The following is a 21,070-nucleotide window of genomic DNA, read 5'->3' as shown; positions in this document are numbered from 1 at the left end:
CAGATTAGATGCGTCACTCAGGCAGATCCGGACCGCTCGCGTATAGATCGATATCGATATGAGCGTTCAACTTGGCCAATTTCATGAGGGTATCCGGTTCGAGGTGAATCCCCCACATTTGATCTTTGTATCCGTAATAGACGACTTGGATTTCCCGATGGATGTCTTGCGAATTTAATACCCGATCCAAGCTCAAGCCATCCAGCATATCGATCAGTTGAGCAATTTTTTGATCCGCGGTTCCGCTGTTGCTCCCGTTGATCTCGTATGTAAAGCCGCTGTCTTCATAAAACCGCTCGGCCCTTCGATTCGGTATCCGGGTTCCTTTTTGCCAAGTCTCCGTCGGCTGCCGATCGAGATCCTGAATAAGCTCCTCCAGATCGATGACGGAAGAACTAGCGGAGAAATAGACTCGGCTTCCGGCTTCCATCCCCATGAAGCGGACAGATACTTTGGGAGCCAAGTCCAAATAAATGACGAAATAATAGTCCTCGCCCACGATCGGGAAATAGACCTCCGCCGTTTGTTCGCGTTCGCAAATGTCGATCTGCTCGATCTGCGGGAGGCCTTCCTTGACCACTAACGTATTAACGGACAAATATTGTTTGGTCAATTCGAATCGCGGAACCGCGATTTCGTCGAGTACAGCTCTTCGGATCTCTTCGATGATCATAGGCGTCTCCCCTTAGTCCCAAATCGCAAACTCGCCATAGCCCAGATACTCGCGCACTTCAAGAACTCGGCTTCCCCGCAGCACAATCTCCATACCGTTCTCGGAGTCCCAGTCCGCGCCGCCGCTGACAATAGCGCCGAAGACGGGATCGTCTCGGTCATAAGGATTGCGATAGAGATGAACTTCCCCTACAGACATAAACTCCAAGATGCTTCTGCCTTGCGCTTCGGCCAATCTTGCCGGATAGTCTGCCGTATTAGCGGACAATTGAGCGTTTTTCCATTCGCAGGCTTGCTTGCATAGTTCATCGACGACCGGTTCCGGCAGTTGATTCAAGACATTATGAATATAGAGTTCGGCTTCTTCCAGACTCATATCTTCCGTCCGAAAACGATATTCCGCCTCATTTCCGAATAAAGCGAAAGGTCCGAATCCGGAAAGCGTCTCTTCGTCTGCGGCATCATCCGCACCGACGCGTTCCAAACGAAACTTTTCAGTCATTGCGGCCTCCTCTCCTCAATCAGAATGTCTTTTCCAATAGGAAAGACACTTCGCTTTGGATTTATCAAATACAAGTTTCGTCGAAAACCTTATTCCGTATGTGGACGTACATATTCACCGGTCTGAGGGTTGTACACAGCCAATCCGTACTCCCTCGCGAGTTTCACGATCAGCTCCTCGACGTATTCCGCTTTCGACCATACGCAGCTTAGGATCAGATGCCCCGGCGACCGGTCGAAAGCATTACTCCACGGACACACGTCCAGATCGTCGATATCTTCGTCCGCGACTTCATCGATCTCGGGATGCATGGACGTAACAGCCGAATAAAAGCGGTCTATCGCTTCATGCGGCCTAACAGCGTCGATTTCCCCTTCGCACAACTGTATGTACACTTCTCTTGCTTCTTCGTTCGTTAAGTTCTTGGCCGGGTACCAGACTGCCAGATCGAAGCTCATCGGGTTCACCTCTTGTGTTTTTTTGATCGAATATAAGCCGGATTTCTTGCAATCATTCAAACAGGTCTCGGAAACCGCCTCGACTCCACAGCCAAAGCGGAGTATGCAGATCGATCAAAGTCAACTCGCTTCCGGCCAAATGTTCGCTCCATACCGCATTAATGAGACTTTGCAAATTGTGACTTTCCAGATCTTTCTCCTCGATCAGACCTAATTTGCGGGAAGCTTGGATTACGTGAGTGTCGGGTGCGATTGATAAATATTCCTTGCCTGTTAACTCGGCATCCGTGTAGGTACTCATCACGTACAGCCAGTAGTTGCAGATCTTCGGTCCGCACAAATAAGGAAAATCCTTTTTATGTTCTTTTTGCATGTAATGAAGAAGGTTCGGAATATCCCAACGGCAGGCTATAAATAAATTCCGGATATCTCCTTCGAAATCCCTGTGCAGAGTTTGGCATAATGCCAACCATGTCGCTACATGTTTATTTGGCTGCAGGGCTACTTTATGCTTTAGCAATAACGATCTCAGCTTCTCTTCCTCAATCGAAACCACATAAGAAGGATCGAAAATGCTTGTCGTCTCCTGATCCAGATAAGCATGTTTGGCCGACTCCCATAAGGTGTAGGAATTTCTCTGATAATTGAGTGCCATAGGCAGCGTAAAATAAAGATAGTTTTGCGCGGAATGCTTAGGCAGCTCGGGATTGGCATCTTCGGGCATTATTTCGCCTCCGAGCAGACCTGACAGATACATATTGCGGAGCGTTTTAGCCTTATTTAAGATATCTGAATTTTCCACTTATTCATTCAACCTTTCAACATACGTTTATACTCAGTACCTCGACAGCCAAGATCGCTTCCTCTTTATACTTTTCAAGGTCTTTCCGTTCAAGCCACTCGGGTTCGTCTTTTCTCAATTGGTAGAATCGAATCACGACTTCTTCGCCTTCGAGCGTGGAACTTAGAATCAACATAAACGACCGTTCCGGATACTTCGCTTTCAAATGCTTTTCCCAATTCGCCATAAGGTCTAAACCCATTTCGAGATTCTCCATATGATAATGATTGATCGAAGCTTCCAGAGCTGTTCGGTCCGGATAAACCGTTTCTTCGATCGAATTCATCTCTTCCAACCCCGAACCGTCCATAAGGATGCAATCGTCCCACTCGTCAAAAATAGGATCAAACAAATCGCATTCCAAAGGTTCATCCATCGGAACAAGCTCATTTAATAAACGCTGCATCGCTTTATTCGTTTTCTTGACGACCGCGCGGCTCATCGGGCAGCCAGTTCGTCGATCGCTTGAACCGATTGATGCAGCGCTTTGATGCGTCTTTCCAGCAGCGTTTTTTGCGGGCTGCCCGCTTTAGATCGTTCATAGCTGCTCTCGACCGACGGGAGCAGACCGACTATGACTTTTCGGGCTTCTGTCAGATCTTCTTGCGTATGGGAAAGAGGGCTGTGATTCCAAACCTGTTCGAGCGCGGCTAGACCGACGTGGATAGCGTGAAGCCTTTTTTTGACGAGCGTGGTATTGGTACCGTTCTCCGTCATCTGAGCTAAAGCACTCTCCAATTTATGCAGCGTCGACTTCATGGATTGAATGGATTCGAGCTTGCTTTCGTTCGATAAATGTTCCATATTCCCCGTCCTTTCTTCGCTTGGGCTGGAGTCGATCAGAGGATCAGCTTGAACCAATCGATCGCTTTTAATTCTTCCACTGTCGGATAGACGGACAGGCCGTAGAAACGTTCGGAAGCCTTATGCCGAGTCAAATCTTCAGGAGAATCGACTTGAATCGAGCATTCGTCGCACTCCAAGTAGAATCGGTTTGTCGCGAGTTCTTTCCAAATTTCAAAATACCCCTGACACCCCTCATGCCAAGCGACTTTGTAGGGGTAATTCGGATACGCCGCCGCCCAGATCCGGTTAGCCAAACGCACCCGATCGCCGAACTTCATAACGCAACGATGCTCCAGCAAGATGTCTTCGATACTAGCGGCCAAGGAGTAGGAGCCGTCGAACAAACCGATCCGTTTCAGAAGCTCAGCATCATCAGGATTCCATAGGGAATTCGATAAAGGAAGTGGAATGTCGCTGTATGTATAAATTAAACGTTTTAAAACTTCCTTAGTTCGGCTCTCTATCAATGTTTATCCATCCTTATCGAGATCTTCATAATCGACGCTTCTCAACGTTCTTTCATTTTCTCCATTCGAATCTCGCGCAGCAATAAAAATAAAGGCAATCCCAACGAGACGCCCACGGTTAACGTTCCGACGATCGGGAGCCACTGGTATTTTACGCCGACTCGCCTGCCTTCATAGAGAATAAATCCGATCAGAACAACTACAGAAGCAAGGATATCCAGCCAAGCAAAAGAACTGATTCGATTCGCTGCCGCTTCGCTCAAGAGTAGGCTTAGATTAAATCCGTTCTCGCCCAGCCAAGGGACGAACTGCATGTAAGGAATAACAAGCCCCAGAATCGATAACACGCCGTAGAAATATTTCAATTTTCTCACCTCGACCGTTATGGTTTTATACACGTACTTTCCGTCTGTTCATTCGTTTGTAGGTGTATCTTTTTTTCTCCATTCCTCTTCTAAAATACTCATCTCGATCAGATTCCAATAGTTGTCTTTGTACTTTCTCGCATCTCTAAGCAATCCTTCTCTCACAAAACCCGCACTCTCATAACACTGTATAGCCGAGATATTGAAATCGAATACACCTAAGCTAATTCGATGTAATTCAAATTCGTTAAATCCGATATGCAGTACACGATCAATGAGCTGTTTTCCGTACCCTTTGCCTCTATGATTCGGGCTCAGCAGGACTTTGCCGATTCTTCCTGATCGATTAGATCGGTCTACGTTCCCAAGAGACACATGGCCTACAAGTTCGTTCGTATGCTGCTCGACTGCTTTGTAGATAAATTTATTAGAGGTTCTTCTATCATTCGCATCTTGTACATAACGAGTCAATTGATCGATCATTAGCGGATATTTAAAATCAGGCCCGGACCATTGAAGCAAAAACTCTTCGTCTCCGCTCCATTCAATAAGCGAAGCAAAGTCGGCAGGTTCGAAATATTCAAGAGTGATCATGTTTATCTGTCCTCTCATTCATCTTTCCGTACCTTCGCTACTCCAGAATCAATGTCAGATTTTCATGTTTTCTTATCATCTCGGTTAGCTGGTCAAAGATCGTGGGGCGAGTTCTACTCTCAGCCATGCGAATTTCTTGTACAAAAATTATTCTTTCACCCTATATTTAATGGCTTTCGCACCTATCAAGCACTGAGTATCTTCTGCTCGATCTTTAGGCTTAAAACTAAAAATATGATAACCATGCTCTACTCTAAAATACGCATTGATTCTTCGGGCTTCTTCATTCTCTATAATCCTTAATGCCGTTTGCTTCGTATCGGTATGCCAGTCAAAAGGTAACGAAGTAAAGTAAATTTCACTTTAACGCATGTCGAGTATCCGGCGAATGCCGGATCAAAGGCGTATGCCTACAGCTCGAATATGATGTTATGTGTTGCTCCCCTCTTCTTCGATTTCACAACCTAACTTCTTTAATTCATTTTGGATCGTCAAATATCTTTCCGATCCTAAAAGCAACTCGTTGTAAAAATACATGTAGTTCCCTGGATATTCTGTTTGTTCTCTTTGATGATCTTTTAAAAGTAGTTCGACATGTTCTTTGTAGAATTTTATGATTTCCTCTGTCTTTCGATCTGACCTCTTTGTATTTAAATACACTTTCAATTCAATTAGTTTTTCTTTCGTATACTTCCAAACCTCGCGAACATCTGGTTCTCGTAGTGAAGGGTAAGCTTCTGATCGGGTTTCCCAATGGTTGGTAAAGATCTCTTTCCGATCCTTCATGATCTCAAATATAGGCTTCACGATTTGTAGTTCTTGCTTTAGTCGATAGATTTTAAAGAAAGAAAAAGGGTTGGAAAGAATGGGGATTCACCTCGATGTTAAAAGGTTTTTATCGTTTTGGGGAGTACACATAACATTCTTGTATTCACGCCCCGACGTATGTCGAGCATCCGGCGGCTGCCGGATCAAGGACGAATGCCCGCTGCACGAATATGATGTTAGCTGAAGTTAATATCCTCTATAAAACACCTTCAGATTCTAATGACTTTCTTCATTTTCTTCTTTATAAAAACATTCTCCATTCTTACACCCGTATGTAATTTTTGAGCCGAAGTCTTCGTAATAGATGACTTCATTAAAATCAGAAGGTGGTGTTTCTCTAATTTTCTCTAGTAAAGCTTTTGCGGACTCTATTGCATTTGGTTGATTTTCCTTTCGATCGTAACCAATTGCAGGCCCTGAAGGGCCATCATAAACCATAAAATGCCACTTGCTTGTATCATGGCTTACTTCAATTACATAATGGTATGCACCTTCAGCATTATCTGATTGATATAACGGTTCACCAAATAAAGTAAGAAGCGATCCTCTAAACTTTGCGCTTTCTTCACCTGCATAAATACCGGTATCAAGAAATTTTGAAAATCCTAGTGTTAGATCTTCTTCGGAAATAGCCTTGTAGGTATACATTTTATCTTCTTCCTCCTTTGAAGGATTGTTATTTATTTGATTATCTTGTTCGGAATTCTTATGCATATTATCCGAACAGCCCTTGATCCGTATAGCCTTTGCAACTTGTCACTTCCCCATCCAAGGGAAGGTACTAAATCATGCTTCTTAAGCGTTTGATAAAGTGACCTATCATCAATAATCAAATCAGCAAACTTTGTGTTTTTATTTTCTTCTTTATTGGGATCCAGATCAGCAAAGCGGCTTGCAAGTTTTGTTTGTAAATGACTTATTTTTTTCATTATTTCTCCTTATGCCTTGTAGGGATTTCATACAACGTTCCGCATTTACGACGTCCCGCCACCTTAAGGCTGCGTAGCAGCCAGCCGCGATGCGGCTAGGTGGTGCGGATGCTGCTTTGAATCGCTACTTAATTACTTGTGTTTCCCAACCCTCATACCTTGCATTAAATTCATTTACTAAATCGACCAACAGATCTGTAAGATCATTTATTGATTGTGGGTCTACTCTATCTGCTCGATAAATCCGAAGTGTAATTGCGTCTGTAGACTGATGTTCTTGTTCAATCTTGAAATCCAGTGATTCTACTTTTTTGATGAAACCTAGTTTGTCCATATCACTTCTAAATTCTATCCAGTGATCTACACGTCTTGATTCTTCTAAAGAATCACCAGAAGTACGAAGAGACTCTAATACCTTCCGATTTCCCATATGTTGAATTTCATACTCGTTTGGATATAAGAAGTTAAAATAAAATCCCCAAGGCTCTTCTTCATTAATAGAAAATGTTTCAATATCATATCCATGTTCTAAAAATATCGGACCTGCCAGCGAAGACAAATCATAATCTTGGCTAAAATAAAAAAATAAATCTCTTATTCCGTTAGTTGTTACTCGTCCAACATGATATCCGGTACCATTGATTTCATTAATTATTCTGTCTTCTAAATCATTTATTATTTCTGCCTCTCGATCTATAGGAATACCGCTCTTATTTGGATTTTTAATTTTAAATCTCAAAGCCATGGGAAAAGAAAACTGCCTTTGATCTACTTCTTTCCAAATACCCATATCTAAAACGATGGATGCAAAATGCTCTTCTATTGTAGAAAAATAAATATCCCAATGATTTGACATTTTTGACTCTCCTTTAAGGAAATTTCGTCTAACGTTCCTGTATTCACGACTCGACGTATGTCGAGTATCCGGCGACTGCCGGATCAAGGGCTTATGCCCGCAGCTTGAATATTATGTTATCCGATGCTACTTTTCCTTAAATGGACTATTAATTATCCATCTGTCTTTTCAATAAATTCAAAAGTCCATTAATTATTATTTTTCTCATCTGTTCATAAGTGATTGATACATAGTAAGTTCTTTCTTCTTCTACATCTTTACCATGTTCTTTCATAACTAAAGAGTTCAAAACTCTCTCTTCGTTAGCTGAACTAAAATGGAAATTCGAATAAATGCCTTCATGTACAAAATCATGTCTAATGTTATAAAAGATCGTAGCTATGATACTTAGACTTATTTCCGATGAATTTTCTTCGCGCATATCTATGATTGCTCTTTCGATATGCCTTAATAGAAACTCCTTATCTATCTCATTAATGTATTCTTCAAAAAAATCTCTAATAATCTTAATTTTATACCTTTCCTTTTCACCTTGATTAGCTATGTTACTCACTGCTTCAATGCTCACTATCCAATAAAAGATCGCCAGTCCATGTCTACCTGGCTTCAATGATATAAGTTCGTCTCCCAACGATATTAGTCTGGCAATATTATTTATGATTCTTCTTGGTCTAACATCTTGTTCACTCATTTCATAACAAGTCTTTAATAGATCTATACCTCTATTTTCATCCTCAAAAAAATCACCGAAAAATTTTATATATTCCTTGTTGATTGCTGATACTTCTATAGTACTTTCATCTAGGTTTCTTTTTATTATCTCCAAAGCAAGTCACCTCAACATTGGATTTAAGTAGTTTCGGATAACGTTCCTGTATTCACGACTCGAAGCATGTCGGGGGTCCGGCGTATGCCGGACTCAGGACGGATGTCCGCAACGTGAATATTATGTTAGACGAAGTCTTCCTCACGAGAGACATTCACTAATGTCCAAGAGTTTTTAGAAAAGATATTATCAATGGCTACTATATTCATTAGATTATATATATTCATTGGGGTAGAATATAATTTTAAAAACTTATCTACAGTAACTGGTAAGAACCTTTTGATTGAGGAATTCCAATACTCCATATTTCTTTCTTTAAGCTCTTGCATTATATTCAGTCTTACTTCACGAATAAATCTATATGGATCTCCTCTCCACTCTTCTGGAAGATGGTGCATTATTTCGTTCAACCCAGCAAGAATCCAAATTAGAGCTTGTTGTTCTTTATTCTCTTTATTATCCCACAGTATTTCAGCAGTTCGTTTAAAGCCTTTTATGGTATTCCACTTCGCACCACTAATCCCTCTATCATTTAAATTTTGTATTCTTAACTCTACTTCATTGCTTGGCCACCAATCTATTATGCCAGTTCCTACATCGAGTTTAGGATTCAATTGAGCTTTTATTTGAATCTGTTTAAAAGCTAAGTTTTCGAAGGATTCATAGCATTCCTCTTGAACGAAGTATCTCCAAGACGAGTAAATACTTTTCCATGAGAGATTATTAGAATTCATTTTTGTTTACCCTCTTTATAAAATAGTTTAGTCAGTGGATGATTTCGTATAACGTCTTATTCACGAACTTCGTCCATTCCCGTTACTCCGGGGATTTACGAACTAGCCCGCTCAATATTCTTCTTCACACTCGTTCAACCGATCCAAAGGGCTCTGAATCTTGCCAATATCTCTCCGGCTAACGTGAGTATATCGCTCGGTCGTTCGTACGCTCTGATGGCCTAATAACTCCTGAATATAGCGAAGATCAATCCCATTCTCCAGCAAATGCGTAGCAAACGAATGCCGGAGCGAGTGGATGCTGACTTCTTTGCGAATATTGGCTTGTAGCAGCGCTTTTTCGAACACTTTTTGCGCGGAACGCTCGGTCAAGTGTCGGTCGGCTCGTTGTCCGGGGAACAGCCAATTCTGCGGGTTCTCTTGCTCCATGTATCGATCCAATACCTGCACCGCCGCCTCCGATAACAGTGTCTGCCGATCTTTCCTCCCTTTACCCTGCCGAACCTTCACCACTTTTCGTTCTCGATCGCAATCTTCAAGCTTCAGACGAACGACCTCGCTTACCCGCAGCCCCGAAGTATAGGTGAGATATAAAAGGGTTTGGTGCTTTAAGTTTTTTACGCCTTTGAGCAAACGCACAACCTCGGCAAGAGACAAGACGTTAGGGAGCTTGTTCTCCTTTTTGGGTCGAATATAGTTGTTAGAGTTGGGCTCCTTCAGCACATGACGGAAATAGAATTTCAGCGCGCTAATGGCTTGATTGACGTGGGCGTGAGAATAACCTTTCTCCAGCATAGCCAACGCATACTTTTTCACCTGTTCGCTGCTCGGTGTCAGGTTTGGCATCTCCGCATTCTCGAAAAAGCGCTGCGTCTGCGATTTATAGGCTTTGATGGTCTTGGTGCTGTATCCTCTTGCTCGGAGCGAATCTTTCAACTCCTGCATACGTTCAGGATTCCAAACTGAAGATTTCATAGTAAGGGATGGTCCAGATCTTGTTTTCTTGCACCCATTTTCGCCCGGGCACGGCATGAACGTCTTTTAAGCTACCCGAATCGAAACTTGTTATTTTTACTCCGAGAGTCCGTTCATCTCTATAAATTAAATCGATATTCATCCTCGCTTGCCTCCTCAGTTTATCATCGCATTCAATTTTTGGAAATCTGGTTTTCGCATAAAAAAGGCCCTGAAGATGGAAGTCCATCTCAAGGCCCGATTCTTTCGGCACTTGCTGTATGACGTTAAGTTTATAGTAAAACGATCTGAAATTTCTGTCTACTCGACAGTGACGCGAAGCACAAATTCGATCGCACGCCGCCTACTCTGTTTGCCGACCATACAGGCTTCTTTTTTATACATGCAGGCGGACAAAATGGGAGGGAGACCCGCTGCCGGCATCGGTTCTGCTGCTAAAACTCCACCTTCATCTCAATCCCCGCCGCGTCGTTCACATAACGGATCAACAACGTCGAACTAAACGCGTCCCATTCCCAATCCGCGTCTTGCCATGTTCGACTCGGGTCGTTCTTTTCGGATCGCAGCACGCTGACCCGTTTCGGCGAGGCGTTCAGCAGGAAACGCGCCGCGCCGACCACGTTCGACGGGCCTTCGGCGGTGCAGACGAAACCGGCTTCGTCGGTTCGAATCTCGTCGATCCGCGAAGCGGCGGCAATCAGCCGAACGGCGGGAAGGCCGAGCCTTCCGCTCGCTTTAGCCGAGTCGTCAGCATTCGCCCGATCCAGATCGTAGAGCAGCATTTGCTCGCCTTCGCGGAGCGTCGCCTGCTTCAAGATCGGCAGATCGGCGTCCAGCAGATCGACGAACTTGCCGCTGAACGCGAATTCCTTTCCGCCTGCCGCCGCTTCGATCGCTGCCGTCTCCGCGTGCTGCTCTTCGCCGCTTCCGGCTTCGGATTCGTCCATCGCCGCCGCGATCAGGTAAGGCCCTCTCCGCAGCGCAAGCCTGCTGCTCCGATTCCATTCCGGCCCGCCGGCCGCCGCGATCGCGGCCCGCACGATCGCCCTCAAGCGCTCCGCAGCCTGCGGCCGCTGCGCGCATTCGGCCGGATGCACATCCAGATAGGCCGCGAAGCCTCGGCCGACCGGATGAACCCCCGGCTCGGGCGAGGCGCCTAGCCCAAGCTCCGCAAACAAATGCTCCGCCGGCGAAGCCCAGCTCCGCTTCCCGAGCGGAACCCAGCGGCTCTCGCCGCTGCCGGCCCCGCCTTCCGCTTCGCCTTCTTGCCCGCCGCGACCCGCATCATCCTCTCGGGCCGCTTCGCTGCCGCCTCCGCCCTCTCCCCCGTTCCACCATTCCCGAACCCCGTGAAATTCGTCGCTCCCGTCCCCCACATACACCAACGCCCCGCCCTGCCGAACCCACTGGGCCAGAGCCTGATGCAATCCCGGCGATTCGGGTTTCATGAACTCGTAGCTGAGAACCAGCACCCGATAATCATCGAGATAGCCGGGGAAACGCCCCGCGTTATCGAGCTGCACCGGCCGCACGATCGCGCCGTGCTTCAGCAGCGGCAGCGCCAGTCCGTAGAACGCCGACCAATCCAGAATCGTCTGCTGTTCCTCGCTCAGTTCCGCCGCGACTTCGGTTCCGTCGTATTTCAACGCCGACGCTTCTTCGCTCCAATGCGGATACTGCCGCTGGTACATCGCCGAATCCGCCAGCAGCAGCCCGATCTCCGGTCCGTTTTCCGCCCATTGTACATCCAATCCGTCCATTCGGCCGAGCGCGTTAGCAATGACCTGAAGTTCCGTCGCGTACCGCGCCGGAATCCGTTCGCGTCCGCTGCCGTCGGATTTCGGGTATTCGCCCGTGTAGATCCGCCGCGGCCACGGGCAGATCTCGTACCGGCTCACGCCCGGATGCAGCAGCGACGCGACCAGCGTGCGGATATAATTGCGGCGGTAATCGCGCCAAGTGTGCTTGGGATCGTCCGCGATCGGATCGTGGAGAAACCACATCCGGCGATCCGTCCCGCGCACCAATTCCTGCATGATGCCGTATTCCAGAAAGGCCGTCTCGAACGTTCGCTCTTTGCGCACGCCGTTATACACGTTCGGCGTCTGCGCCGTACCGGTCCATACCTGCGCGATATATCCGTCGATGCCCGGCAGGTCGAGCAGCTTCGATTCCGGACTGACGATCCGCCACTGCGCATAATTGATCAGGCTGTGCGTCGGCACATAGAAGCGGATACGCCGTCCGTAGCGGACCCTCGCGTATTCTTTGAGCGCGCCGCAGATCCGGTCGAGCGTGCGGGCGTAGAGATACGCTTTGAGTTTCGACGCCCGGTACTGCGCGTCGGCCGACGTATGCGGCGCCTGCCACGGCTCGCGGTAATAGACCTCCCATTCCCGGCGAAAAGCTTCCGAATAGCCGCCTGCCGCCCAGAACTCCGGTTCTTCCAGATGGATCGCTTCGACGCCCGCGTCCACGGCCGGGCGAACCCGTTCCGTCAGAAAATCCGCGTAAGCGATCGTCGGCACCATATACGGAATATCCGCCGACGTTCCGTGCACGATGCGCGCTCCCTGCCGATCGGTCTGCGCTTCGTCCCAATGCTCGCGGCCGTCGATTTTCCCGTTCAGATAATCTTGATACCCGCCCCACGATACGCCGGTCATCAGATGAACGACGTACCCTTTGCGTTTCCACGCGGAGATTCGTTCGTCCAGATCGCCGTGCAGACCGTAGACCATCACGAAGTCCGCGCGAAGATCGTAAGCCGGATCGTAAGGTCCGCCTTCTTGAAACCCGGTCCGTTCCCGCTCCGCTTCCCGTCGTCCGGCCTTGGTCATACGCTTGCTCCCGATCCGAACTTCACCCGCAGCGTCTTGATCTCGAACGGCCGGAAATCCAGCCGGGCGCGGCAGGCGCTTTCCACGGACAGCGATTCCGCCTCCTCCGCACCGCTCACCAGCGGCCGTTCCATCAGGTCCGTCTCCGCGATTTCTTCGCAATCCTGCCCGAACGTAACGACCGTTTGCGCGTCCGCGCCGGCCGTCTCGTATAGGCGAATGATCAGATGCTCGGAACCTTCGGCTTTTTTGACCGCTTCGATCATGACGCGAGGATGATCGGCAGCGATCAGCGAATAGGCCGCCGAATCGTGCCGGCTATCGGACGGCTTCCCGCTTCCGGCCGAAGCCGCTGCGCGTCCGCCGCCGTTCGACCACGCGGCGGCTTCCGGTCCCGGACGTTCGGCCGTCCCGACGCGGCTTGCCGAACTGCCTTTTGCCGTATGGACGCCGGATGCCGTGACCTCGCTCCGGCGCGCTTCCGCCGCTTCGCTGACGACCAGCGGCGTATTCAATTCGTAGCCTCTGCGATACACCTCGGCCTGCACGAAGTCTCCTTCGTGCGGATACAGCGCATAGACGAATTCGTGTTCCGCGCGGTCCGCGACCGGATCGGGATAGCCGGGACTGCGCAGCAGATTGATGTCCAGCGTATGCCCTTCGGCGCTGTATCCGTATTTGCTGTCGCTGAGCAGCGCCACCCCGCGATCGGGCTGCGACAGATCGATATATTGATGCGCGCAGATTTCGTCCCGGGCGAATTCGATCCGATTATTGCGGGTCGTCGGACGCTTGAGATAACCGAACTGAATCTCGCAGTTGACTTGATCCGTACGCACCTGCACCGGGAACGCAGCGCGCAGCATCTTCTCCGACTCCCGCCAATCGACGAACGTCTCGAACCGCAGCGTATCCGCGTCCGCTTCCAACACGATCTTCTGCACCAGCACGGAATCGCCGAAAAGATACCGTTGTTCCAGCACCGCGCAGACGCCTTCGATTCGCGGCAGGCTTTGCTTCAGCTCCATCCGGCCCGCGACCGTATCCCGGTAATCGCGCGGGAAATCCCAAGCGTCGCCGTGATCGTGATAGACGGTCAGCACGTTCGCTTCTTCTCCGGGCGCGATCGTTTCGCGGCCGCCGGGTTCGGATTCGGTTTTGCGCAGCAGCGACACGATGCCTCCGCTTTCGCCGAGCGTCACGCGCAGATGCCGATTCTCCAGCACGCGTTCTTCTGCGCGCAATTGCGACTCCGCCGAGCGCGAACGACGTTCGTCCCAACGTTCGGCGGCCGCCAACAAGGCGTACCCCATCGGAGGCACCGTTACGCCATAGCGCTGTCCGCCGCGTTCGATCGTCAATTCCCGCGCCCACGGCAGCGAGTTGAACGCCAGTTCTTCGCCGTCTTCCGCTCCGATCAGCCGCGCGACCTGCCGCTGCGCGGCCTGCGTCAATGCTTTCGTCTCGGCCAAGAGCTTCGCGTAACGTTCCAACGATTCGTCGAACACGCGCGTAATGGACGAGCCGGGCAGAATATCGTGGAACTGATACAGCAGCGTTTCTTTCCAGATCCGTTCCAACGCTTCGGCCGGGTAATCGTCTGCCGAACCGCCGGCGGCCAGCGCCAGCGAAGCGGCGAATTCCAGCTCGCGCAGCGCTTTTTCCATCTGGCGATTATAGCGTTTGTTCCGGGCTTGCGACGTCAGCGTTCCCTGATGTTTCTCCAGATACAATTCGCCGCGATACGTTTGAAGCCGATCCTGCTCCTGCTTCAACTTATGGAAAAAGTCCAGCGACGGCTCCATCTTCACCGGCGGAAGTCCCAGCAGATTTTGCTCGCGCGCCAGCCGTTCCAGATGTTCTTCGCCCGGACCGCCGCCGCCGTCTCCGATTCCGAACAGCATCAGCGCGTGCTCCGAGACGTTCCGGTCCAGATACGACGCTTCGATCTTCGCGAGCGAACGCGGCGCGGCCGGGCTGTTATACGTATCTTCCGGAGGCAGATGGGTCAGCACCGAACTGCCGTCGATTCCTTCCCAACGAAAACTATGATGCGGATGCGTATTGTACACGCTCCACGACAGCTTCTGGGTCATCATGTAATCGACGCCGGATTTGCGCAGCAATTGCGGCAGGCTTCCGCTGTAGCCGAACACGTCGGGCAGCCAGAGCACTTTCATCTCTTGACCGAACTCTTCCGCGAAAAAGCGTTTGCCGTACAAAATCTGCCGCACCAATGCTTCGCCGCCCGAGATATTCGTATCCGGTTCGACCCACATCGCGCCTTGCAGCTCCCAGCGGCCTTCTTGAACCCGTTCGCGGATCTGCTCATACAATTTGGGATAATATTCTTTTATCCATTGATAGAGCTGAGGTTGGCTCGCGCCGAACACGTAATCCGGGTACTTCTCCATATTGCGCAGCACGGTAGAGAACGTCCGGGCTCCTTTGCGAACGGTCTCGCGGATCGGCCACAGCCAAGCGAGATCGATATGCGCGTGTCCGATCGCGCTGACGGTCAGCACGGGATCGCCGCCGCGTTTCGCCAATTCGCCGCGCACGCGCTCGATCGCGCGCCGTACCGTTTCTTCATTAATAACGGTAAGCATAAGCGAAGCTTCGTAGAGCGCTTGAACGATCCGGTCGCGTCTGGCGCTGCGCGCTTCGAGCTGTTCGGCCAATTCGATCAACACTTCGAAATCGTAATAGAGCCGCCGCGTTTCTTCATGGCATACGGCGATCAACGCTTCTTTCATCGTGCCGCCGCTGAACTTGCCGAACAGATCGTTGCAGCCCGCGTCCGCCCACAGCTCGACGGTTCGTCCCGCCGCTTCGCCGCCGAGATCGACGACCCTTTTGCCCGGAAGTCCCAGCGCCGTTTCGAATTCGGAATTGATATTGGTCAATCCTTGACGCGGCGAACCGTCTTCGTCGACGATGCACAGTTCGCCGTTGATATCGATCAGCAGCACGGCTCGGCTTCCCGCGACCGACTCGGGAACGGTACCGGCAAAACGGAACCAAGCGCAGTCCCATAATTCGCCCCAGACGTCGCCCGGCCCGATCTCTTTGCGGATGCCGGAGGTCCGTTCTTCGTAAGGCACCGGTTCTTTGGTTACCCATGCCGTCGTCCGCAGCGTTCCGACCGGTTCGTAGATCGCGCCGCGCAGCCGGTTCAACGTCTCTTTGGCCCGATTCAACATGATTCCGTGATTTTCGTAAGGCATCTTGTTCACTCCCGTTAACCGCTGAATTTGAAGCAAAAGGGACTGATCGCCTCAGTCCCTTTTTGCTCTGCGTATCGATTTCTCCGCTCCGTGACGCTTGCCGGGTCTACCGGGTCACCAGTTCCGCCCGCTTCTGCGCGTCGTCCAGAATTCCTTGAATATCGCCGTCGGTCATGATGCCTTTGACGACGGCTTCGCCCCACATCTGCCAAGCTTTCGAATTGTCTTTGGCGAATGTCGGCAGGCCCGTCACGTCGCCGGACATCGCTTGGTAATGCAGATACATCTCCGGATGTTTTTCTTGATACTCTTTCGATTCGCCGATCTTTTTGAGAATCGGGGAACGCGTGTTGGAGTCCGCGACCAACTGCTGAATCTCTTCGCTGTACATCGCTTTGATGTAGGCGAACGCTGCTTCTTTCTGCTTGGCGTCGACCGGAACCGAATGGAACGCCGCGCCGATCGTCACGTTGGCCGGTTTGCCGTTCGGCGACAGCGGAATCGGCGCCATGCCGAGATCGATGCCGGTCGTCTTGGATTCCTGCACCCGCCACGGACCGTCGATCAGATACGCGATCTGGCCTTTGTTCCAAGCGTCGAAATACGAACCTTCGTTATTGTTGACCATCAGGCCGGGCGGATGCGCGGCGTTCAGGTCTTTGAGCAGGGCGACCGTCTCGGCGTTCTGCGGCGAGTTGAACGCCGGCAGTCCGTTCTCGTCGGCGAACGAACCGCCGTTGATCGCGATCAGCGCACCGTAACGCAGATAACCGCCGAAGTTCGGAGCCGCGTATACGCCACCGCCGTAGAATTTGCCTTTGCCCGCTTCGGTGACCGCTTTGACGTTATCGCGCAGCTCCTGCCAGGTGGTGATCGCTTTGTCCGGATCGAGGCCGGCCTGCTTCACCAACTTTTTGTTCCAGAACAGATTGCTGACGCCCGGCTGCGCGGCCAATCCGTAGATCTTGCCGCCGACTTCCATCGGTTTCCACGCGGCCGGCGATACGTTCTCGCGGATATCCGCCGCCATATCGTCGGGGAACGGTTCAAGCAGCCCCTGCTGCGCGAAGCCCGGCATCTGCGTTTCGCCTACGATGATATCCGGAATGTTTTTGGCGAGAAAACCGGCAGTCTGCTTCTGGATCAGCGGCTCGCCCCAGCCCCAGTCTTCCGTCACGACTTCGATGTTCTGCGCTTTGAGCTTCTCGCTCATGATCTTCTGGTACTGCAGAGGGAAAGTTTCGACCGGCGAACCCGGCTTGTAATCCAGACTGACTCCGGCGTCCGTATATTCTTTTTCTTTGGCCGCGAACAGATCGTCGAGCTTGCCGACCCCGATCGCGACCGCGCCTTCGTTCAAGACGGTGATCGTCGTAACGCCCGGCGTCGTTTCCGCTTTGCCGCCCGTTTCTCCCGCAGGTTTCGTTTCGCCGCCCGTGGCCGCTCCCGGAGGCGCGCCTACCGTGGCTGAACCTCCTCCTCCGCATGCCGATAACGCCGATACCAACATAACCGTGCCTACTAAAGCCGTGATCTTTCGGTTTTTCACTCGGACCCCTCCAAATCGAGAATGACTGGCTTTTGACGAGTTCAATATAGCATAGGATTATGACATATTCAATATATTAAATAGATTTTAGGGCGATTAACCTTTGATTCCGGTATTGGCAAGCCCCTGCACGATATACTTTTGGAAAAAGAAAAACAGCAGCAGCGCCGGCAGCGTCGTGCCCAGACTAAGCGTGATGATCAGCGGCCAGTTCGGCACGGCTCCGGGACTTGCGGCGGCCGAAGACAGACGGGTAATCGCCGCGGGCAGCGTCTGAAGACTATCCGACGACGTGTAGAAGAACGGCGTGATAAAGTCGTTCCAAGTCGCCAGCGCCGTCGTGATCGCGATGAACGCCATGATCGGCATTTGCAGCGGCAGCAGAATCCGGAAGATGATGCGCAGCGTGCCCGCGCCGTCCATTTTCGCCGCTTCGTCCAGCTCGTAAGGCAATTTTTCGATCGACTGCTTGACCAAGAACGCGCCCATGATGTTGATGCTCGGCCCGCCGATCAGATAGACCCACCACGTATCCAGAATCCCGGTTCCGCCGGTGAAAATATCGTTGCCGCCCGCGAAAGGCCATCTGGCGAACTGAAGATAAGTCGGGATCAACGCGATGGTCGCCGGGATCATCTGCGTGCCGAGCAGCGCCAGAAACAACGTGTTTTTGCCTCTGAACTGAAGACGCGCGAACACGTAACCCGCCAGCAGCGCCGTCAGCAGCGCCCAGAACGTGGCATATACCGTACGCAGCGTCGAGTTCAAGAAATACTTCCGGATCGCCGCGTCGGCCGAACCGTTGAACAGCGTCAGATAGTTGTCCCACGTCGGCGCTTTGGGGATAGGCAGCAGGCCGAGCACCGTGGTCATGAACTCCGTTTTGGTGAAGAAGCCCGCCAGAACCATAAAGACCAGCGGATACAGCAGCACCAGACCGACGCCCAGCAGCACCAGATGCGCAAGCAGATATTTGGGTTTGAATTGTTCCGCGATTCGTTTGGAGAAGTCGCTTTTTATCGTTTGGCTCATGCTCGTCTGCCTCCTCTGCGGCGGTTGCGGTTCGAAGTCGTGCGGCGGTCCGATTCGGTGGACCAGCGGTAATAGAATACGGTCGCGGTAAAGACGATGACGGCCATGATCAGCGAAGACGCGCCCGCCATGCCGAGGTTGAAATCCCAGAACGCGTCGCGGTAGATCCGGAACACCAGCACTTCGGTCTGTCCGTAAGGACCGCCGTTGGTCATGAACAGGACCTGCTCGTAGATCTGGATCGCGCCGATCAGACTGGTGATGACGATATACGTTGCAATCGGTTTCAATCCGGGCAGCGTCACGTTCATCAGCTTCGCCCAACGCCCCGCCCCGTCGATGTCCGCCGCTTCGTACAGCGCGGTGTCGACGGATTGCAGGCCGGCCAGCCAGATCAGCGCGGCGCCTCCGACGCCTTTCCAGACCGAGTAGACGACGATCCAGAACACGCCCCAGAACACCGAATACTGCCAGACGATCGGTTCTTTGCCGAGCGAGACGAGGATATTGTTGATGACCCCGTTGTTCGTATCGAGCAAAATGTTAAAAATCTGCGTGGTCGCCACGGTCGAAGTCACCGCCGGGATATACCAGATGGAGCGGTAGACGCCTTTGCCGAACAGTGGCAGGTTCATGAGCAGCGACGCCCCGAATCCCGCCACCAGCGTGATCGAGGTAACCAGTCCGCCCATCCAGATCGAGCGCCAGAGCGCCTGATAATACAGCGGGTCTTGGAAAAAGCGCACGTAATTGTCGAACCAGACGAACTTCGGGCTGTCGGAGATCCCGATCCATTCGAAGAAGCCGAGCACGAAACCGAACAACGTCGGAAACCCCGACAGCACCAACCACCAGAGAATCATCGGGGTCAGGATGATTGCCGCGATCAATCCGTCTTTCCTGCCGATCTTCGATCGTTTCCGTCGAGACTTGCCTAAGTTCCCGGCGATAGGCAAGCGCTGCATTTCGGCGTCTGCCGTTTTGCCGTCATTGCTGATCATGGGCTTGATCCTCCTTTGATGTTCCAACTGCGTTTTCTTTTTGTGATATCATTAATTATATTCATTATATCAAATTGGTCAATTAGGCAAAAAGAAAAAGCCCGACATTCTTTCGCGCTCGGCGAAAAAGAATATCGGGCTTGCTGCTTCGGATCGAAAAGCGGTGCGTTCGAGTACGGCGACGATGTCGCGATTGTTAAGTAAGTGCTCCGGCCGAAACGTAACAAGAACAGCCGGACCACGATCGCTCAGACTCAGACCGTCGCCGCAGGACCGCTGGTCTTGCAGACGACCAGACGCGGTTCGAGCACGATCTTCTTGAACTCTCGGCGCTGGCTGCCGGCGTTGTCGATCGCTTGCAGCAGCAGCTTGACCGCTTCGGCTCCCATCTTGTATTCGGACTGGTCGATATGGGTGAGCAGGCTCAATTCTTCGAACAGCGGCGTCGGGTTGTCGAACGTGACGACCGAGATGTCTTCCGGCACTTTCAAGCCGACTTGGCGGGCGATGCTTAAGATCTGCACGCCCAGCGAGCAGTTGAGCGCGATATAGGCGGTTGCCATGCGGTTCTGGATAAACCGGTACAGCGGATGCCCGGCGTCGATCGCGGCAGCGGGCGCGTCCGGACGGTTCAAGTGGGAAGAGTCCAATTCGAAATCGTTGAGGATCAAAGCGGGGTTGATCAGCGCGCCTTTCTGCTTCAGCGCGTCGAAATACCCTTGAATGCGTTCGTCGACGGATACCGTCATCATCGGGGAATCGGTGCAGATCGCGATATTGCGGTGGCCCAGCTCCCAGAGGTGTTCGACGGCCAGCATGGACGCCCGGCCGCTGTCGGACGAGACGACGTTGGTCTCGACGCCCGGCAGATGGCGGTCGATCAGCACGAACGGGTAATTCTGCATTTTGAGCGCGATAATCTCTTCGTTATAGACTTCGGCGTCGACGGGGAAAATGATCAAGCCGTCGACGGTCGGTTTGAGTTCGCGGATCACTTCTTTTTCTTTTTCCTTCGAATTGTTGGTCAGCATGATATGCAGGGAATACCCCTGCGATTCCAGTTCGTCGGTAATCCCGCGGATCAGGCGCACGGCGAAATAGTCTTCCAGCGTCGGGAACACGAGGCCGATATGCATTCCTCCGGCGCGGCGGGATTCCGGTTCGGCGGGAGAAGCGGCAGCCGCGGATTTGTCGTTCATCTGGGATTCGGGAATGCCTTTGACGTAGGTGCCGCGTCCGGGAATCCGATAGATCCAACCGTCTTTGGCCAGCTCGACGAGCGCGTTGACGACGGTGATCCGGCTGACGCCGAACTCGTCCATCAATTCTTTCTCTGTCGGGATTTTCTGGTCTTCGACCAGCGTCCGATCGATGATTCGTTCTTTGAAATGGTTCTGGATCTGTATATATAACGGTTCTCTCTCCTGGTTCATCCCGTTCGGGTCCCCTTCCAACCTGAATTTGTGTATAGGTTATATTATAACAAATATATTAAAAGGTGCCTATGCGCGATGAACGCAAATTATCG

The 21,070-nt window shown here is 51.2% G+C and carries 22 protein-coding genes; all 22 read right to left on the bottom strand.

What is annotated here, in order from left to right; all coding sequences use genetic code 11:
- Positions 1-13 precede the first annotated feature (13 nt).
- Complete coding sequence (locus CDO73_RS12170) at positions 14-673, bottom strand: DUF4279 domain-containing protein (RefSeq protein WP_088488795.1); 660 nt, start codon at positions 671-673, stop codon at positions 14-16.
- A gap of 12 nt (positions 674-685) precedes the next feature.
- The gene (locus CDO73_RS12165; RefSeq protein ID WP_088488794.1) at positions 686-1,174 is read right to left on the bottom strand and encodes a DUF6985 domain-containing protein; all 489 of its coding nucleotides are present in this window, start codon (positions 1,172-1,174) and stop codon (positions 686-688) included.
- Between the two features lie 89 nt (positions 1,175-1,263).
- Positions 1,264-1,632, bottom strand: coding sequence for a hypothetical protein (locus tag CDO73_RS12160; protein ID WP_088488793.1), 369 nt, complete (start codon positions 1,630-1,632; stop codon positions 1,264-1,266).
- Positions 1,633-1,684: 52 nt separating this feature from the next.
- Positions 1,685-2,434 (bottom strand): hypothetical protein, encoded by a 750-nt coding sequence (locus CDO73_RS12155; RefSeq protein ID WP_143536127.1) that lies wholly within the window; start codon positions 2,432-2,434, stop codon positions 1,685-1,687.
- A 16-nt stretch (positions 2,435-2,450) separates the two neighbouring features.
- Positions 2,451-2,915 carry a hypothetical protein gene (locus tag CDO73_RS12150; protein WP_088488791.1) on the bottom strand — a complete coding sequence of 155 codons (465 nt, stop codon included), beginning with the start codon at positions 2,913-2,915 and terminating at the stop codon, positions 2,451-2,453.
- Positions 2,912-3,277: a hypothetical protein gene (locus CDO73_RS12145; protein WP_088488790.1), complete on the bottom strand. Its 366-nt coding sequence runs from the start codon at positions 3,275-3,277 to the stop codon at positions 2,912-2,914. The genes CDO73_RS12150 and CDO73_RS12145 overlap by 4 nt, the downstream gene beginning before the upstream one ends.
- Before the next feature lie 35 nt (positions 3,278-3,312).
- Positions 3,313-3,786 carry a hypothetical protein gene (locus CDO73_RS12140; RefSeq protein WP_088488789.1) on the bottom strand — a complete coding sequence of 158 codons (474 nt, stop codon included), beginning with the start codon at positions 3,784-3,786 and terminating at the stop codon, positions 3,313-3,315.
- 41 nt (positions 3,787-3,827) lie between these two features.
- Positions 3,828-4,160 (bottom strand): DUF2834 domain-containing protein, encoded by a 333-nt coding sequence (locus CDO73_RS12135; protein WP_256972694.1) that lies wholly within the window; start codon positions 4,158-4,160, stop codon positions 3,828-3,830.
- Between the two features lie 39 nt (positions 4,161-4,199).
- Positions 4,200-4,745, bottom strand: coding sequence for a GNAT family N-acetyltransferase (locus CDO73_RS12130; protein WP_088489121.1), 546 nt, complete (start codon positions 4,743-4,745; stop codon positions 4,200-4,202).
- 1,044 nt (positions 4,746-5,789) lie between these two features.
- Positions 5,790-6,221 (bottom strand): hypothetical protein, encoded by a 432-nt coding sequence (locus CDO73_RS12120; RefSeq protein ID WP_088488787.1) that lies wholly within the window; start codon positions 6,219-6,221, stop codon positions 5,790-5,792.
- 32 nt (positions 6,222-6,253) lie between these two features.
- Complete coding sequence (locus tag CDO73_RS12115) at positions 6,254-6,502, bottom strand: hypothetical protein (protein ID WP_256972673.1); 249 nt, start codon at positions 6,500-6,502, stop codon at positions 6,254-6,256.
- A gap of 124 nt (positions 6,503-6,626) precedes the next feature.
- Positions 6,627-7,358: a DUF695 domain-containing protein gene (locus CDO73_RS12110; protein WP_088488786.1), complete on the bottom strand. Its 732-nt coding sequence runs from the start codon at positions 7,356-7,358 to the stop codon at positions 6,627-6,629.
- Between the two features lie 148 nt (positions 7,359-7,506).
- A complete protein-coding gene (locus tag CDO73_RS12105; RefSeq protein ID WP_088488785.1) occupies positions 7,507-8,184 on the bottom strand; it encodes a hypothetical protein in 678 nt (225 codons plus the stop codon).
- A gap of 125 nt (positions 8,185-8,309) precedes the next feature.
- Positions 8,310-8,918 carry a hypothetical protein gene (locus CDO73_RS12100; RefSeq protein ID WP_088488784.1) on the bottom strand — a complete coding sequence of 203 codons (609 nt, stop codon included), beginning with the start codon at positions 8,916-8,918 and terminating at the stop codon, positions 8,310-8,312.
- Positions 8,919-9,029: 111 nt separating this feature from the next.
- Positions 9,030-9,863, bottom strand: a complete 834-nt coding sequence (locus CDO73_RS12095) for a tyrosine-type recombinase/integrase (protein ID WP_256972672.1) — start codon at positions 9,861-9,863, stop codon at positions 9,030-9,032.
- A 4-nt stretch (positions 9,864-9,867) separates the two neighbouring features.
- Positions 9,868-10,035: a hypothetical protein gene (locus CDO73_RS26965; protein ID WP_218821623.1), complete on the bottom strand. Its 168-nt coding sequence runs from the start codon at positions 10,033-10,035 to the stop codon at positions 9,868-9,870.
- Positions 10,036-10,327: 292 nt separating this feature from the next.
- A complete protein-coding gene (locus tag CDO73_RS12090) occupies positions 10,328-12,733 on the bottom strand; it encodes a hypothetical protein (RefSeq protein ID WP_088488783.1) in 2,406 nt (801 codons plus the stop codon).
- A complete protein-coding gene (locus tag CDO73_RS12085; RefSeq protein WP_088488782.1) occupies positions 12,730-15,960 on the bottom strand; it encodes an alpha-mannosidase in 3,231 nt (1,076 codons plus the stop codon). The genes CDO73_RS12090 and CDO73_RS12085 overlap by 4 nt, the downstream gene beginning before the upstream one ends.
- Before the next feature lie 106 nt (positions 15,961-16,066).
- Positions 16,067-17,509, bottom strand: a complete 1,443-nt coding sequence (locus tag CDO73_RS12080; protein ID WP_088488781.1) for an extracellular solute-binding protein — start codon at positions 17,507-17,509, stop codon at positions 16,067-16,069.
- Positions 17,510-17,605: 96 nt separating this feature from the next.
- Positions 17,606-18,541 (bottom strand): carbohydrate ABC transporter permease, encoded by a 936-nt coding sequence (locus CDO73_RS12075; RefSeq protein WP_256972671.1) that lies wholly within the window; start codon positions 18,539-18,541, stop codon positions 17,606-17,608.
- Positions 18,538-19,542 carry a carbohydrate ABC transporter permease gene (locus CDO73_RS12070; RefSeq protein ID WP_256972670.1) on the bottom strand — a complete coding sequence of 335 codons (1,005 nt, stop codon included), beginning with the start codon at positions 19,540-19,542 and terminating at the stop codon, positions 18,538-18,540. Before CDO73_RS12070 ends, CDO73_RS12075 begins: the two co-directional genes overlap by 4 nt.
- Positions 19,543-19,796: 254 nt before the next feature.
- Positions 19,797-20,975, bottom strand: a complete 1,179-nt coding sequence (locus CDO73_RS12065) for a GntR family transcriptional regulator (protein WP_088488780.1) — start codon at positions 20,973-20,975, stop codon at positions 19,797-19,799.
- Positions 20,976-21,070: the final 95 nt, after the last annotated feature.

Source organism: Saccharibacillus sp. O23 (assembly GCF_002205895.1).
Lineage (GTDB): Bacteria > Bacillota > Bacilli > Paenibacillales > Paenibacillaceae > Saccharibacillus.
Note: the sequence above shows the minus strand (reverse complement) of the source record. Positions and strands in the feature narration are given on the sequence as shown.